At 69.7% G+C, this 16148-nt stretch carries 15 protein-coding genes; 11 read left to right on the top strand and 4 right to left on the bottom strand.

From position 1 onward, the window contains the following. Positions 1–16 precede the first annotated feature (16 nt). On the bottom strand, positions 17–487 hold the full coding sequence (locus ACFVGW_RS29595) for a hypothetical protein (protein ID WP_385854101.1): 471 nt from the start codon (positions 485–487) through the stop codon (positions 17–19). A gap of 172 nt (positions 488–659) precedes the next feature. Here ACFVGW_RS29595 and ACFVGW_RS29590 point away from each other — a divergent pair, with 172 nt between their 5' ends. The 3 genes from ACFVGW_RS29590 to ACFVGW_RS29580 are packed head-to-tail and all read left to right on the top strand — an operon-like array spanning position 660 to position 2388. Continuing rightward, the gene (locus ACFVGW_RS29590; protein WP_385854100.1) at positions 660–1067 is read left to right on the top strand and encodes a hypothetical protein; all 408 of its coding nucleotides are present in this window, start codon (positions 660–662) and stop codon (positions 1065–1067) included. Positions 1068–1081: 14 nt separating this feature from the next. Next, the gene (locus tag ACFVGW_RS29585; RefSeq protein WP_385854099.1) at positions 1082–2017 is read left to right on the top strand and encodes a hypothetical protein; all 936 of its coding nucleotides are present in this window, start codon (positions 1082–1084) and stop codon (positions 2015–2017) included. Positions 2018–2058: 41 nt separating this feature from the next. Beyond that, a complete protein-coding gene (locus tag ACFVGW_RS29580) occupies positions 2059–2388 on the top strand; it encodes a helix-turn-helix transcriptional regulator (RefSeq protein WP_385854098.1) in 330 nt (109 codons plus the stop codon). A gap of 91 nt (positions 2389–2479) precedes the next feature. Here the strand turns inward: ACFVGW_RS29580 and gltX are convergent, their stop codons facing one another. The 3 genes from gltX to ACFVGW_RS29565 all read right to left on the bottom strand — a co-directional run bounded on the left by gltX (position 2480) and on the right by ACFVGW_RS29565 (position 5001). Beyond that, entirely contained in the window at positions 2480–3955 is a 1476-nt protein-coding gene (gltX, locus tag ACFVGW_RS29575; protein WP_352190348.1) for a glutamate--tRNA ligase, read from the bottom strand. Next, complete coding sequence (locus ACFVGW_RS29570) at positions 3948–4733, bottom strand: fumarylacetoacetate hydrolase family protein (protein WP_352190349.1); 786 nt, start codon at positions 4731–4733, stop codon at positions 3948–3950. Before ACFVGW_RS29570 ends, gltX begins: the two co-directional genes overlap by 8 nt. 79 nt (positions 4734–4812) lie before the next feature. Next, positions 4813–5001: a hypothetical protein gene (locus tag ACFVGW_RS29565; RefSeq protein WP_385854171.1), complete on the bottom strand. Its 189-nt coding sequence runs from the start codon at positions 4999–5001 to the stop codon at positions 4813–4815. Between the two features lie 551 nt (positions 5002–5552). On the opposite strand from ACFVGW_RS29565, the gene ACFVGW_RS29560 reads away from it, so the two are divergent. The 8 genes from ACFVGW_RS29560 (at position 5553) to ACFVGW_RS29525 (ending at position 15945) form a co-directional block, all read left to right on the top strand. Continuing rightward, complete coding sequence (locus ACFVGW_RS29560; RefSeq protein ID WP_385854097.1) at positions 5553–9200, top strand: nitrate- and nitrite sensing domain-containing protein; 3648 nt, start codon at positions 5553–5555, stop codon at positions 9198–9200. 9 nt (positions 9201–9209) lie between these two features. After that, on the top strand, positions 9210–9623 hold the full coding sequence (locus ACFVGW_RS29555) for a roadblock/LC7 domain-containing protein (RefSeq protein ID WP_352190359.1): 414 nt from the start codon (positions 9210–9212) through the stop codon (positions 9621–9623). 142 nt (positions 9624–9765) lie between these two features. Continuing rightward, positions 9766–10173: a DUF742 domain-containing protein gene (locus ACFVGW_RS29550; RefSeq protein WP_260227791.1), complete on the top strand. Its 408-nt coding sequence runs from the start codon at positions 9766–9768 to the stop codon at positions 10171–10173. Continuing rightward, on the top strand, positions 10154–10747 hold the full coding sequence (locus tag ACFVGW_RS29545; RefSeq protein WP_352190351.1) for an ATP/GTP-binding protein: 594 nt from the start codon (positions 10154–10156) through the stop codon (positions 10745–10747). Before ACFVGW_RS29550 ends, ACFVGW_RS29545 begins: the two co-directional genes overlap by 20 nt. Before the next feature lie 339 nt (positions 10748–11086). Then, a complete protein-coding gene (locus ACFVGW_RS29540) occupies positions 11087–14308 on the top strand; it encodes a nitrate- and nitrite sensing domain-containing protein (protein WP_385854096.1) in 3222 nt (1073 codons plus the stop codon). A 7-nt stretch (positions 14309–14315) separates the two neighbouring features. After that, positions 14316–14729, top strand: coding sequence for a roadblock/LC7 domain-containing protein (locus ACFVGW_RS29535; RefSeq protein ID WP_005311461.1), 414 nt, complete (start codon positions 14316–14318; stop codon positions 14727–14729). Positions 14730–14822: 93 nt separating this feature from the next. Continuing rightward, complete coding sequence (locus ACFVGW_RS29530; RefSeq protein ID WP_383226626.1) at positions 14823–15383, top strand: DUF742 domain-containing protein; 561 nt, start codon at positions 14823–14825, stop codon at positions 15381–15383. Next, a complete protein-coding gene (locus tag ACFVGW_RS29525; RefSeq protein ID WP_050791473.1) occupies positions 15364–15945 on the top strand; it encodes an ATP/GTP-binding protein in 582 nt (193 codons plus the stop codon). The genes ACFVGW_RS29530 and ACFVGW_RS29525 overlap by 20 nt, the downstream gene beginning before the upstream one ends. The last annotated feature ends 203 nt before the right edge of the window (positions 15946–16148 follow it).

Genomic DNA, 16148 nt, shown 5'->3' with positions numbered 1-16148 from the left:
TCACCGGTGTGTGCGGTCAGCCGCCGACCATGCCGCTGCCGGTGTCCGGAGCACACGTCGCGACGACGGACCGGAACTCGGGCGTCTGGTACGTCGCCCTCTCCTCGGGCGCCAGGACGACCTCACCGGTGGCCGGATCCGGATCCGGGTACGCGGGGTAGCCGTTCTGGCGCACGCAGGAGCTGAACTCCCGCGCCGTCCTCAGGAAGTCCGCCGGGGGCGGTGAGCCGGCGGCGGTCGGCGTGGCGCGGGTGAGGAGGTTCGCGCACGTCGCCTCGGCGGCTGTCTGGGATGCGGCGTCCTGGCCCTTGTCGACGCGCACCACGCCGTCGTCGCGCTTCTCCAGGGCGACGCCGTTCTCTTCGAGGCAGTCGTAGTAGCTCCGCTCCCCCGTCGCCTCGGCCGGGTCGCCTCCGGAGCAGCCGGTGACGAGCAGGGAGGCGAGGACCGCCGCCGCGCACGCGAATGCGCCAGGGCGTACAGACATGGGGACTCCGATGCACGGGGGGCCGAGCCTCCGGCCCGGGCGGCAAAGGTAAAACCCCGAGGTCAGAGCCGTCTACTGTCCTCGGGGACAGTAGACGGGCGAGTTTCGGACATGATCCACTTCCCGGTCGCAAGATCTTTTACACCTTTTGATCGATCGACAGGGGCGGAAAATGAACAAGCGCGTGATGAGGGCCGCGGTCGCGGCGGTCGCCATGGGCGGCTTCCTGCTGGGCACCGCGGGCACGGCCTCGGCCGCGTACGACAAGGACGGCAAGCTGGAGTCCGGCGAGTTCGGCCTCTACTACAACTCGGGCCTGGTCGGCTGTGTCTTCGACGTGGCCGCGGACAACGACTTCTCCAACGACTACTTCAAGGCCCCGAGCGGCTCCTGCAACGGCAAGGGCCAGACCACGAACGACAACACGGCGTCGTACTGGAACCGCTCCGTCTTCACCCAGTACGTCTTCACGGACTGGTACAAGGAGGGCATCCAGGGCTCGCTGCCGTCCGGCTACTCCGGGGACGCGTCCTCCAACTTCAAGAACGAGATCTCCTCGACCAGCATCACCGGCCGGTAGTGAGCCGCTACCACGTGGCCTCTGCCGCCGTCGCCGTCCTTGCCCTGGCGGGCTGCTCCGCCGGCGGCTCGGACGGCGCCGGCGGCAGCGCCGAACCGCCGATCGACTCCATGCCCACGATGCTCAGGACCACGGGAATCAGCTTCCCCCTGGAAGCCTACGAAGCGACGCCCGAGCAGCAGAACACGCTCAGCCGGGCGCAGAACGTGCTCGTCGGCACGTGCATGGCCCGCCTCGGCTTCACCTACCGTCCCCCGGCACAGCCGCCGCTCCCGACGAGCGGGGCGAACGCCCGGGTCTTCGGTCTCGCGGATCCCGACGCGGCCGCGCAGTACGGGTACATGAACCCCGCGGCCGCGAAGGCACCGGAGCAGGCCCGGCCCGCCCCGGCGAAGCCGCTGACCCGGGCGGAGATGCTGGCTCTCAACGGCGAGGACGACCTGAAGCCGTCCGACCTTCCTCCCACCCTGGAGGATGCCAAGAAGGGCGGCGGAAGCGATGTGACGTTCAACGGGCAGAAGGTGCCCGTGGGCGGCTGCACGCGCGAGTCCTTCCTCGAGCTCTACGCCCGTAAGGCGGGCGAGGTCGACATCCTCTTCGTGTTCAACCTGAAGAGCGGGGCCGAGTCGAAGACGCGGGAGGACTCCCGGGTGCGCGCGGTCGACAAGAAGTGGTCGCAGTGCATGGCGAAGGCCGGGTTCACGATCAACGACCCGATGAAGGCGGCCAAGGAGCTGGGCTTCGAAGGGCCGGAGCTCTCGGGTCCGCGGGCGATCACCGCGGCCAAGGCCGACGTACAGTGCAAGCAGCAGGTCAACCTGGTCGGTGTGCGGTACGCGGTGACCAAGGCCTATCAGCAGCAGCTGATCGAGCAGCACGCGGAGACGCTGGCGCTCGCCAAGGAGCAGGTGGACAGCCGGCTGCGGCTGGCCGCCTCACTGACGCACTGACGCACTGACCACACGTACGACCGGTCGCCCGGGGGAGATCGATGACGACCGCATGCAGACTGTGCCGTCTTCCGGAGCCACTGCGCTCCACGATGGAGACGGCCCTGTCGCACCTGCACACACTCACCGCCAGAGAACACCAGATCCTCGCCCAGCTCGTCGTCTCGCAGGAGTCCGAGGAGGTCTCGCGGGCGCTGGGGATCTCGGTGCGCACGGTGAAGTTCCATGTCTCGAACCTCCGCCGGAAGCTGGGCGGGCTGAGCCGGTTCCAGCTCTGCCTGGCGGGTGTGTTCGACATGATGGACCTCTCGCGCAGTACCGAGATCTGTGCGGCGCACGGCACGCGGACGGTGCTCCTGCCCGTGGCGTGAGCGGCGGTCAGGACGGCAGGACACGACGGCGAAGGGGCGCCGGCCACATGGCCGGCGCCCCTTCTCGTGTCTCTGCGACTCTCTGCGACCCCTACGCGGCGAGCTTGGCCAGCGCCGCGTCGATGCGGGTGAGGGTCTTCTCCTTGCCCAGGATCTCCAGGGACTCGAAGAGCGGCAGACCCACGGTGCGGCCCGTGACCGCGACGCGGACCGGGGCCTGTGCCTTGCCGAGCTTCAGGCCGTGCTCCTCGCCGGCGGCCAGGACGGCGTTCTTGAGCGACTCGGGGTCGCTCCAGTCGGCCGTCTCCAGCTTGGCGCGGGCGGTGGTCAGCAGGGCTGCCGGCTCGCCCTTCATGGCCTTGTCCCACGAGGGCTGGTCGAAGACCGGCTCGGGCAGGAAGAGGAAGTCCACGTTGGCCGTGATGTCGGAGAGGACCGTGAGGCGGGTCTGGGCGTGCGGGGCGATGGCCTCCCAGGCGGCGCGGTCGAAGTCCTCGGGCGCCCAGTTGGCGTGCGGCGCCGTCAGCCAGGGCTCGCAGGCCGTGGCGAAGGCCTTCACGTCGAGCATGCGGATGTGGTCCGCGTTGATCGACTCGGCCTTCTTCAGGTCGAAGCGCGCCGGGTTGGCGTTCACGTCGGCGACGTCGAACTTCTCGATCATCTGCTCGATCGTGAAGATGTCCTGGTCCGCCGAGAACGACCAGCCCAGGAGCGAGAGGTAGTTCAGGAGGCCCTCGGGGAGGAAGCCGCGCTCCCGGTAGAGGTTGAGGGAGGCCTGCGGGTCGCGCTTGGAGAGCTTCTTGTTGCCCTCGCCCATCACGTACGGCAGGTGGCCGAAGGCGGGGATCTCCTTGGCGACGCCCAGCTCGATCAGCGCCTTGTAGAGCGCGATCTGGCGCGGGGTGGAGGAGAGCAGGTCCTCGCCGCGCAGGACGTGGGTGATCTCCATCAGCGCGTCGTCGACCGGGTTGACCAGGGTGTACAGCGGGGCGCCGTTGGCGCGCACGATGCCGTAGTCCGGGACGTTGTCCGGGGTGAAGGTGAGCTCGCCGCGGACCAGGTCGGTGAAGGTGATCGGCTCGTCGGGCATCTTGAAGCGGACGATCGACTCGCGGCCCTCGGCGCGGTAGCGCTCGATGCGCTCGGCGCTCAGGTTGCGGCAGGTGCCGTCGTAGCCCGAGGGCTTGCCGGCCAGGCGGGCGGCGTCACGGCGGGCCTCCAGCTCCACTGCGGTGCAGAAGCAGTGGTACGCGTGTCCGGCGTCGAGCAGACGCTGGGCGACGTCCTTGTAGATGTCCATCCGCTGCGACTGACGGTACGGCTCGTGGGGGCCGCCGATCTCCGGGCCCTCGTCCCAGTCGAGACCGAGCCAGCGCATCGAGTCGAGCAGCTGCGCGTACGACTCCTCGGAGTCGCGCGCCGCGTCGGTGTCCTCGATGCGGAAGACCATGGTGCCCTCGTTGTGCCGGGCGAAGGCCCAGTTGAACAGGGCGGTGCGGACCAGACCCACGTGGGGGTTGCCGGTCGGCGAGGGACAGAAACGTACGCGGATGTTCGCGTTAGCCACGCTTGATCACCTTGTTGGTGAGAGTGCCGATGCCTTCGATGGTGACGGCGACCTCGTCGCCGACGTTGAGGGGGCCGACCCCGGCCGGAGTGCCGGTGAGGATGACGTCGCCCGGGAGCAGCGTCATGGCCTCGGTGATGTGGACGACCAGGTCCTCGATGGAGCGGACCATGTCACTCGTACGACCGAGCTGGCGCTGCTCGCCGTTGACCGTGGCCTGGATGGTGAGGTCGCTCGGGTCGAGGTCCGTCTCGACCCAGGGGCCCAGCGGGCAGCTGGTGTCGAAGCCCTTGGCCCGGGCCCACTGCTTCTCGCGCTGCTGCGCGTCGCGCGCGGTGACGTCGTTGGCGCAGGTGTAGCCGAAGACGACATCCTTGACCCGTTCGCGCGGAACCTCGCGGCACATGCGGCCGATGACCACGGCCAGTTCGGCCTCGTGGTGCAGTTCGTTCGAGAAGGAGGGGTACTCGATGGCGTCGCCGGGGCCGATCACGGAGGTGGTCGGCTTGAAGAAGGCGACGGGGACCTCCGGAACCTCGTTGCCGAGTTCGGCGGCGTGCTCCGCGTAGTTGCGGCCGATGGCCACGACCTTGTTGGGGAGCACGGGCGGCAGGAGCCGTACCTTGCTGAGCGGGACCTTCGTGCCGCTCAGCTCGAAGTCGGTGTACGGGATGCCCTTGATGATGTCGAGGACGAGACCGCCGGACTCGACGGTTCCCTCACCCTCGACGGCGCCGAAGGCGACATTGCCGTCGATGGAGAATCTGGCGATGCGCACGAGTGCTGTCGCCCCTCACTTGGTACTGGCTGGAGTCTGACGCTCCAGGCTAACGCGGCGAGGGACGCCCTCCGGCGGATTACTGTGCGGGGAGCGCGGCCTCGGGGGCGTTCATGAGGACGGTGCGGCGGGGGTTGGCCGTCTGGGTGGGGAGCTCGACCGTGTGCTCCAGCTGCGCGCCCCGCCCGAGCTGCTCGGCGTCGTCGAGGTGGGCGAGCGTGGTGCGGCGGGGGTTGGCCGTGGAGCGGAGCAGCATCGTCGTCTTCATCGTCATCGCGGAAGGCCTCTACAGAACGGGGGGTCGTGTAAAGCGTCAGGCTAAACGGGCCATTCCCTCCGAATGCATGGGGGAGACATCGATCTACGTGTGAGTTTGCTCACCACCAGCGGGACGATCCCGACATAACGGTCCGTGTTCCCACGTCAAGCAACCGGACATTTCGCCACTGAATGCTTCATTCCGCTCCTGATCATGGCGACTGGGACAGACGGAGTCCATGAGCCTTTGGGGGTAATAAATCCGATTCATCCATGATCATCTTCTACGTGGGGTGACATGATGCGTACGGGTTGTCATGCCGTCCGGTGGCTGACACGCGGCCCTTGTTGGAGATCCGGCACTGTGCTGGAATTCCACGCACCGCCGCGGGCTTCAAGCCGGCGCGCAGGGGGCGCTACGCAGCGCCGGGTGAGCGGCGGGGAAGGGGGAACTGCGCCGGTCATCGACGACCACCACTGGGGCGCATTCGCGTCCCGAGACGCCGACACCGTCCGATCCGTTCACGCGGAAGGACGCCTGGTCCAGAGGTTGCGACGCTAGTGCAGGGACGATTCAAGAGGGATGGCAGCAACGCTGCCGCGGAGCAGGAGCCTCGCGCCGGGACCGACCGCGGTTCCTCGGCCCAGCACGCCCAGAACTCCGGTCAGGGTGCGTCAGGCGGTGACGGCTCGACGGCGGCTGCCTCCGAGTCCACCTCCCCGGCCGCCAAGAAGCCCAGGGGCGAGAACGAGGTCGGACCTCGAATAGCCCTCCGCAACTGGCGCATCTCGACGCGTCTGGTCGCCCTGCTGACCCTCCCCGTGGTCGCGGCCACCAGCCTCGGCGGCATCCGTATCAGCGAGTCGCTCCAGGACATGGAGCAGCTCGACCACATGCAGCTGCTCACGAAGCTGACCGAAGAGGCGACCGACCTCGCCAAGGCCCTCCAGGCCGAGCGTGACCTGTCCGCCGGCCCGCTGGCCAACGGCAAGTCGGCCGGCGACTACCAGGTCGCCAACCCGCGGAAGAACACCGACCGGGCCCAGAAGGCGTTCATGGACGCCACCTCGGAGATCCCGGCCACCGAGGGCGACGAGGCGCTGCAGAGCATCCGCCAGAACGTCAGCCAGATCGCGTCCCAGGTCGTCCAGATCGGCGGCATCCGCCAGGAGGCGTACAAGGACGGCGTCGCGCGCTCGGTGACGGTCGAGGCGTACAGCCGGCTCATCCGCTCGCTGCTCAGCCTCTCCCAGGACATGGCGCAGGCGACCAGCAACCCCGAGATGATCAAGCGGACCCGAGCCCTCGCGGCCTTCTCGTCCGCCAAGGAGTACGCCTCCGTCCAGCAGGCGATCATCGCCTCCGCGCTCCCCGCGAACGACAGCCGGACCGGCAAGCTCGAGCCCGGTGACCGTCTCTACGGCTACGCCGCCCAGCAGGGCGAGAAGGTGGAACTCAAGCAGTTCCAGACCATCTTCGAGTCGGCCGGCGGCGACGCCGACGGGCTGACCAGCTCGCTGAGCACCGGCAACCCGTCCATCGACGCCGCGGACAAGTACGCGGACCGGGTGCTGAGCAACGACTCCGGGCTGGCCGGCCGCGCACCGCGCGGTTACCTCAACTTCACGGACGAGTACGGCACCAAGATCACGGCCATGAACAAGATCGAGGCCGATCTCCTCGACAAGATGGAGACCAAGGCCCGTGAGCTGCGTGCGGAGTCGCAGCGCGAAGCGATCATCAACGGTGCCCTGATCCTGCTCGTCCTCGGCGTCTCCCTCGTCGGCGCCTTCGTCGTGGCCCGGTCCATGATCCGGTCGCTGCGGCGACTGCAGGACACCGCCACGAAGGTCGCCCAGGACCGTCTGCCCGAGCTCGTCAAGCAGCTCTCCGAGGCCGACCCGCAGGACGTCGACACCTCGGTGGAGTCCGTCGGTGTGCACTCCCGGGACGAGATCGGCCAGGTGGCCGCGGCCTTCGACGACGTGCACCGCGAGGCGGTCCGCCTCGCCGCCGAGCAGGCCCTCCTCCGGGGCAACGTCAACGCGATGTTCACCAACCTCTCGCGCCGCTCCCAGGGTCTTATCCAGCGTCAGCTCTCGCTCATCTCCGAGCTGGAGTCCCGCGAGGCCGACCCGGACCAGCTCTCCTCGCTCTTCAAGCTCGACCACCTCGCCACCCGCATGCGGCGGAACGGTGAGAACCTCCTCGTCCTCGCCGGTGAGGAGCCGGGCCGCCGGTGGACCCGTCCGGTCCCGCTGGTCGACGTGCTCCGTGCCGCCGCCTCCGAGGTGGAGCAGTACGAGCGCATCGAACTGGCCGCCGTCCCGGCGACCGAGGTCGCCGGCCGCGTCGTCAACGACCTCGTGCACCTCCTCGCCGAGCTGCTGGAGAACGCCACCTCGTTCTCCTCGCCGCAGACGAAGGTCCGCGTCACCGGTCACGCGCTGCCCGACGGCCGGGTGCTCGTCGAGATCCACGACACCGGCATCGGCCTCTCCCCCGAGGACCTCGCCGCGATCAACGAGCGGCTCGCGTCGCCGCCCACCGTGGACGTCTCCGTCTCCCGCCGCATGGGTCTGTTCGTGGTCGGCCGCCTGTCCCTGCGACACGGCATCCGCATCCAGCTCCGCCCGTCGGACTCCGGCGGCACCACCGCGCTCGTCATGCTCCCCGTCGACGTCGCCCACGGCGGCAAGAAGCCGGCGCCCAAGCCGGGTGCCGGCGGCCAGGGCGCGATGCCCCAGGGCCCGTCCGCTCCCGGTGGCCGTCTGACCGGTGGTCCCGGCGCTGCCGGTGGCGCCGGTGCGGGTACCCGTCCGGGTCTCGGCGGACCGCCGTCGGCGTCGTCCGCCGGCCGGATCGGTGCCGGTGCGGCCCCCCGTGGTCAGGTCGGCGCCGGAAACGGTCCGCGGGCCGCGCTGCCGGGCCGCGACGGCGCTCCGCGCCAGAACGCCCCGCAGGGCCAGGCACCGCAGCAGCAGGGCCAGCCGACGGCGCAGATGCCGCAGGTACCCGCGGAGCCGCAGCGGCCGGGCCTCGGCACCGGTGGCTTCGGCGGGGCGCAGAGCGCCATCCCGTCCCGTACGGACGTCTGGGGCGGACAGCCCAACCAGGGCCAGGGCAACCAGGGTCAGCAGGCCCAGGGGCAGCAGCCGCAGCAGGGCCAGCCCCAGGGCGGCTTCTCGCGTGGCGAGCTGCCCGGGGGCAACCCGCAGCAGCAGCGTCCGCAGTCCGCGAGCTGGGGCAACGACCAGGCGCAGCCGGTCCGCCGCCCGCAGCAGGACATGTCGCCGCTGGACGCGCCGCGCGGTCACGAGGAGCCGGAGAACACGGGCCAGTACGCCCGTCCGTCGGCGCCTCAGGGACCGGGCTCCACGGGCCAGTTCCCCCGGCCGGACTTCGGTCAGCAGCAGGCCCCGCAGGGCTACCAGGCCGGACCGCAGGACGCGGCGTCCACCGCCCAGTTCCCGCGTCCGGACTTCGGTCAGCAGCAGGCGCCCCAGCAGCAGGCCCCGCAGGGCTACCAGCAGCAGGCTCCCCAGGCTCCCGCCCCGCGCCAGCGCGGCGGCGACTACGGTGCGCCCCGCCCGGCCGGGAACCTGCCCCAGCAGCCCCAGCAGCCCCAGCTCCAGCAGCCCCGCCAGCCCGAGGCCCTGCCTCCGGCCGGCCCCTCCGCCGACGCTCGTACCCCGCTGTACGACACGCTGGAGACGAACTGGTTCCACCAGAGCCAGGGCGGCCAGCAGCAGGGTGGCCCAGGCCAGGGTCAGGGCAACCAGGACCAGCAGCGTTCCAACGGCATGGGCCCGGACGGACGGCAGGCCCCGCAGGGCCCGTCCGCTCCCCCGGCTCAGCGGCGCCCCGCCGCTCCGGCCGGCGGCAACGCCGGTCAGCAGCAGGCCGGTCCCGCCTCCTGGCGGACCTCGCCCAACGACGAGCTGGTGCGCCAGGCCGAGCGGGTCCGCAAGCCCGCGGCCGGTGGCATCACCACCTCGGGGCTGCCGAAGCGCGTACCGCGCGCCAACCTCGTACCCGGGACCGCGCAGGAGCAGGCCCACACGGCCGGCCCGCAGGTCTCGCGTGCACCCGATGACGTCCGCGGCCGGCTCACCAATCTGCGCCGCGGCATCCAGCAGGGCCGCCAGGCGGGCAACTCCACGACCGGCAGTTTCCACGTCGGCCCCACCACCCAGCAGGAGCACTAGTTGAGCGCGATGAGCCAGGCTGCGCAGAATCTGAACTGGTTGATCACCAACTTCGTGGACAACACCCCCGGGGTGTCCCACACGGTGGTGGTCTCCGCCGACGGTCTGCTCCTTGCCATGTCGGAAGGCTTCCCCCGCGACCGCGCCGACCAGCTTGCGGCGGTCGCCTCGGGACTGACCTCGCTGACCGCGGGCGCGTCCCGGATCTTCGAGGGCGGCCCCGTCTCCCAGACGGTCGTGGAGATGGAGCGCGGCTTCCTCTTCCTGATGTCCGTCTCCGATGGTTCCTCGCTGGCCGTACTGGCGCACCCCGAGTGCGACATCGGCCTCGTGGGCTACGAGATGACGCTTCTGGTCGACCGGGCCGGCAGTGTCCTCACCCCGGACCTCCGTGCCGAGCTCCAGGGGAGCCTGCTGCACTAGACACGTTTCGCCACATGTATCGACAGGGCGGCACGCCCCTCCGTGCCGCCCTGGGCATCAAGAAACCGTCCGGCCGCCCCACCCGGCCCCCCACCGGCCCCATCGAACGGCATGACCTCGTGCCGTCACGCCCGGAGGATTCATGACCCCGCCCCCCGCCTCTCACGATCCGTACGGTGGCTCGCTCGACGAGTCGTACGGACATGAGGGCGACCAGCCGCTGGTCCGGCCCTATGCGATGACCGGCGGCCGGACCCGGCCGCGGTACCAACTCGCCATAGAGGCCCTGGTCAGCACCACGGCCGACCCGGCGCACCTCGCCACCCTGCTCCCCGAGCACCAGCGCATCTGCCACCTCTGCCGCGAGGTCAAGTCCGTGGCGGAGGTCTCGGCGCTCCTGTCGATGCCGCTCGGTGTGGCCCGGATCCTCGTCGCCGACCTGGCCGAGGCGGGCATGGTGGCCATCCACCAGCCGGGCAACGGAGAGGCCGGCGGTACGCCGGACGTGACACTGCTCGAAAGGGTGCTCAGTGGACTTCGGAAGATCTAGCGGCGGCTCCGCGCCTCAGGCGGCCCGGTCGACCACCAGTGCGAAGATCGTGGTGGCGGGTGGCTTCGGCGTGGGCAAGACCACGTTCGTCGGCGCCGTCTCCGAGATCAACCCGCTGCGTACCGAGGCCGTGATGACCTCGGCCTCGGCTGGCATCGACGACCTCACGCACACCGGCGACAAGACCACCACCACGGTGGCGATGGACTTCGGCCGTATCACCCTGGACCAGGACCTGATCCTGTACCTCTTCGGTACGCCCGGTCAGGACCGCTTCTGGTTCATGTGGGACGACCTGGTCCGCGGCGCCATCGGCGCCGTGGTGCTCGTCGACACCCGCCGTCTCGCCGACTGCTTCCCCGCGGTCGACTACTTCGAGAACAGCGGCCTGCCGTTCGTCGTCGCGCTGAACGGATTCGAGGGGCATCAGCCGTACACGCCCGAGGAGGTCCGTGAGGCCCTCCAGATCGGTCCCGGCACCCCGATCATCACCACCGACGCCCGCCACCGTGCCGACGCGAAGAGCGCGTTGATCACGCTGGTGGAGCACGCATTGATGGCACGACTCAAGTAGGAGAACGCGTACGGAAGTTGTCGTACGCCTTTTGGGGGGCGGTCTGTGTCCTTTGCCACGGTCCGCCTCCGCGTTCATAACGTTTCGACAGAGAATTGTGCCGCGGCGGACACCCGACGCATCCGATCGGTACCACTGCGCTCACATGAGCCCCGCCATTTGGCGGGGCTCGTTCTTTATGCCCGTTTTATCTGGGGCTTGAGGCGACGAAAACCGAAGCTCAGCGACGTTTGGAGGGGACCCCCTTCACGTGCTGCAATTCATGAACTCCCGAGTAGTACGGCCCTGAACGAAACACCGGCACAACGTAGGTGCCGACGCCGAGAGGTTGTTGGTCGAGTGAGGCGAAGCAAGGAAAGCTCCGCGGAGCAGCAGGCGCGAGGCAACTTCACGCCGCCGGCGCGTACGGTGGCGCCTCCCGCGGAGGTGCCCGCGACGCCCGCTGCCACCAGCGGCAAGGGGAGCTCCAGCAAGCTCTCCCCCCGCAACTGGCGCGTGCCGACCAGGCTGAACGCGATCCTGCTCGTACCCGTGCTGGTCGGCCTCGTCATGGGCGGCTTCCAGGTGAACGGGGCGATCAACACCTGGCAGGAGGCGCAGAACGCCGAGAAGACGGCGCTCATCGTGCGCGCCGCCTCGGAGTACAGCCAGGCACTGCTCAACGAGCGTGACCTGACCGCCGCTCCCCTGCTGACCGCGAAGTCCGCCGAGGACCGCAAGAGCGACGAGGTGGCCCAGGCGTACGCCGCCACCGACGCCGCCAAGATCAAGTTCGACGAGGCCGTCAAGGACATGCCGGAGGGCGAGGGCCTCGAGCGCCGCCTGAAGCTGTTCCAGGACGAGATACCCAAGCTGGAGAAGCTCCGCCAGGCCGCGTACACGCGGGCCCTGGACCCGGTGAACACCCAGCTCGGGTACACCGGCGTCCAGCACTACCTGATGGAGTTCTCCAACGAGCTCGGGCTCGGCACCGGCAACGTCACGGCCTACGGCCGTACGCTCTACGCCGTCCAGCTCGCCAAGGGCGCCGCGTCGCTGCAGCGCTCGATCGGCACCCAGCTCCTGGTCCGCCCCAGCCAGAAGGGCGACGTCTTCGCCCAGCAGTCGGTGGCGTTCAACTCGTACAACTACCTGGAGCAGATCGCCCTCGGCGAGTACAACTCCGGTGGTACCCAGGCGGACGTCGACCGCCTGAAGGAAGTCATGGGCGGCAAGGCCGCCGAGGGCGCCAAGAAGATGGAGGCGGCGGGCATCACGCTGCCCAAGGGCCCCGACGGCTCCGTCTTCACCGGTATGGCCAAGGAGATCGGTTCCGCCAAGGACGCCGACGCGATCGAGGACCTCCAGAAGAAGGGCATCACGCCCGAGACCTGGATGGCGGTCGCCACCGGCAAGTTCGACGGCTACACCGAGGTCGAGAAGGAGCTCGTCGACAAGGCAGTGACCGAGGCCGCCGACATCTCCTCCGACGCCCAGACCGACGCGTTCGTCACCGGTGGCATCGTCGTCATCGCGCTCCTGGCCGCCTTCATCCTCGCCGGGATGATGGCCCGCCAGATGAGCCGCTCGATGCGCGAGCTGCGCACCGCCGCCTTCGCCATCGCCGAGCAGCGCCTGCCGATGCTCGTCGACCAGCTCTCCCGGACCGAGCCGGGCCGTGTGGACACCCGTGTCCAGCCCATCCCGATCGACTCCCAGGACGAGATCGGCGAGGTCGCCCGCGCCTTCGACCAGGTCCACCGCGAGGCCGTCCGGCTCGCCGCCGAGCAGGCCATGCTGCGGGGCAACGTCAACGCGATCTTCACCAACCTCTCGCGCCGCAACCAGTCGCTGATCGAGGGCCAGCTGACCCTCATCACCGACCTGGAGAACAACGAGGCCGACCCGGACCAGCTGGAGAACCTCTTCCGCCTGGACCACCTGGCCACCCGTATGCGCCGCAACGGCGAGAACCTTCTGGTCCTCGCCGGCGAGGAGCCGGGCCGCCGCTGGGACCAGCCGGTTCCGCTGGTCGACGTGATGCGCGCCGCCTCCTCCGAGGTGGAGCAGTACGAGCGCATCGAGCTGGCCGGTGTCCCCGAGGCGGAGATCCACGGCCAGGCCGTGACCGACCTCGTGCACCTGCTCGCCGAGCTCCTGGAGAACGCCACCACGTTCTCCTCCCCGCAGACCAAGGTCCGCGTCACCGCGACCCGGCTGCCCGACGGCCGCGTGATGGTCGAGATCCACGACAAGGGCATCGGCCTCACCGCCGAGGACTTCGCGGACATCAACCACAAGCTGGCCAACCCGCCGACCGTGGACGCCGCCGTCTCGCAGCGCATGGGCCTCTTCGTGGTCGGCCGGCTGGCCGACCGGCACGGCATCCGTGTCCAGCTCCGCCCCTCGGGCGAGCAGGCCGGTACGACCTCGCTCGTCATGCTGCCCGACGTGATCACCCACGGTGGTGGTGGCGAGCACCTCCCCGAGAACGACTTCACGGTCTCGCAGATCATCCCGCAGCAGCAGCAGCACGCCTTCGAGCCGGCGCAGCCGCAGATGCGGACGGCGGCGGAGCTGGGCTTCGACGACTCCCGCTACGAGCAGCAGGCGGACGACCGCCAGCTCGACCCGGTGAACCGTTCGCTGATGCGCGAGGAGCGCAGGGCGGCCCTGGAGTCGCAGGCCCAGGGCGGCGAGCGTCCGCTGTTCCGCGACGAGATCGACGCCTCGCAGCAGGGCTACGTCCAGCACGAGCGCGAGCAGGAGTACGCGCAGGACCAGAGCTACGGGCAGGAGTACGGCGCGGAGTACGGGCAGCAGCCGGCTGCCCAGCACGACGGCTACGCCTACCAGGAGCAGGGCTACGACGGCTATGCGCAGCCCGCTGCCGGCTACCCCGAGCAGTCCTATGCGGAATCCGGCTATCCGGGTCAGGGCAATGGCCAGGTCGCGTACGACAACGGCTACGAGTCCCAGGCACAGCAGGGCGAGTGGCAGGATCAGGGTGCGTACCAGGGCGGCTACGAACAGTCGTACGGAACGCAATCGGAATCTGCCCCCGGCGCTCCCGAAGCGGCTCCCGAGCGCGTAGGCTTCGACCGTCCGGGTTCGACTCCGAACCCCACCCCGGACGCCGGCCACGCGATGACCGACGCCGGTCTGCCGCGTCGTGGCAGCAGTGCTCCGCAGGGCTCCCAGCCCGCGCAGCAGCCCCTGCCGACGCGGACGGCCCAGCAGTCGGTCCAGCGACCGGCGGCGGCGCAGCAGAACCAAGCCGAAGGCACCGAAGAGTGGCGCTCGACGAACGACGAGCGCTGGCAGCGGGCCGAGAAGCTCCGCGACCCGAAGGCGGGCGGGGTCACCTCCTCCGGTCTTCCGAAGCGGGTCCCCAAGGCCAATCTGGTCGAGGGCACGGCGGAGCAGACCCCGCAGGGCGGCCCTCAGGTCTCCCGCGCTCCTGAGGACGTGCGGGGCAGGTTGAGCAACCTGCGCCGTGGTGTGCAGCAGGGTCGCACCGCGGGAACGGACACGAACGGATCGGGCCTCGGCCCGGGCAGTACCTACAACCAGGAGCGTTAGTGTGAGCATGAGCCAGGCGGCGCAGAATCTGAACTGGTTGATCACCAACTTCGTGGACAACACCCCCGGGGTGTCCCACACGGTGGTGGTCTCCGCCGACGGACTCCTGCTGGCGATGTCCGAGGGCTTCCCCCGGGACCGAGCCGACCAGCTGGCGGCCGTCGCCTCCGGACTGACCTCGCTGACCGCGGGCGCGTCCCGCATCTTCGAGGGCGGTGCGGTCAACCAGACCGTCGTGGAGATGGAGCGCGGCTTCCTCTTCATCATGTCGATCTCGGACGGCTCCTCGCTGGCCGTACTCGCGCACCCCGAGGCCGACATCGGTCTCGTGGGCTACGAGATGGCTCTGCTCGTCGACCGCGCGGGCAGTGTTCTGACGCCTGACCTCCGGGCGGAACTTCAGGGAAGTCTTCTCAACTAACAGACAGACAGTGCGTTTCACGCCACCGCACCGTAAGGTGCGGTGGCGCGGCTCCACAGGGACATGGACCGCGAGGCAGTCGGAGGAGGAGACGTGGGGACACCCCCGGGCGGACACCCGTACAACGGTTTTGACGCGCACGCACAGGGAGAAACCGCGCAGAACCGGTTCAACTTCCCCTCTGCCCCGAGCAGACAGGGCATGCAGCAGCCCTATCAGACCCCGCAGGCCCCGTCGGCGCCCGTGGGCGGCCCCGCCGCCCAGCGGAACGCAGGCGGTTCGCGTGGCGCGGCGGGCAGGCCGGGCGGGAGCAACAACCCGCTCGTGCGCCCGTACGCCATGACCGGCGGCCGGACCCGGCCGCGTTACCAGCTCGCCATCGAGGCGCTGGTCAGTACGACGGCCGATCCGTCTCGGCTGCAGGGGCAGTTGCCCGAGCACCAGCGGATCTGCCAGCTGTGCTTCGAGATCAAGTCGGTGGCCGAGATCTCGGCACTTCTCTCGATTCCCCTCGGCGTTGCCCGGATCCTCGTCGCCGACCTGGCCGAGGCCGGACTTGTCGCCATCCACCAGCCCGGCGGCGACGAGGCCGCCGGCGGTCAGCCAGACGTGACACTGCTCGAAAGGGTGCTCAGTGGACTTCGCAAGCTCTAGCGGCGGCGCGGCCCGTTCAACCACCAGCGCGAAGATCGTGGTGGCGGGTGGCTTCGGCGTGGGCAAGACCACGTTCGTCGGCGCCGTCTCGGAGATCAACCCGCTGCGTACCGAGGCCGTGATGACGTCTGCGTCCGCGGGCATCGACGACCTCACGCACACCGGCGACAAGACGACGACGACTGTCGCGATGGACTTCGGCCGTATCACCCTGGACCAGGACCTGATCCTGTACCTCTTCGGTACGCCCGGTCAGGACCGCTTCTGGTTCATGTGGGACGACCTGGTCCGCGGCGCCATCGGCGCCGTCGTGCTCGTCGACACCCGCCGTCTCGCCGACTGCTTCCCCGCGGTCGACTACTTCGAGAACAGCGGCCTGCCGTTCGTCATCGCCCTGAACGGATTCGACGGTCACCAGCCGTACAACCCGGAGGAGGTCCGCGAGGCCCTCCAGATCGGCCCGGACACGCCGATCATCACGACGGACGCCCGCCACCGCGCGGACGCCAAGAGCGCGCTCATCACCCTGGTCGAGCACGCCCTGATGGCCCGCCTGCGGTAGCCGTCCCCCGGCAGTACGAGAAGGCCTCGCGGCACCGGTCCGGTGCCGCGAGGCCTTTTTCGTCTCCCAGCGGGCTCCTGACGGCCACGGAGGGCTCCCTGACGGCCACGGAGGGCTTCCGGGTCCGCGAGGGGCTTCCGGGGCGTACGCGGCCCTCTGAGGCCCGCCAGGCGGCGCTCGGACCGGTTCCCCTCCCGCTCCGG

It is taken from the genome of Streptomyces sp. NPDC127129, assembly GCF_042671585.1.
GTDB lineage: Bacteria > Actinomycetota > Actinomycetes > Streptomycetales > Streptomycetaceae > Streptomyces.
The sequence above is the reverse complement of the archived record's forward strand: the minus strand, read 5'-3'. Positions and strand labels throughout refer to the sequence as shown.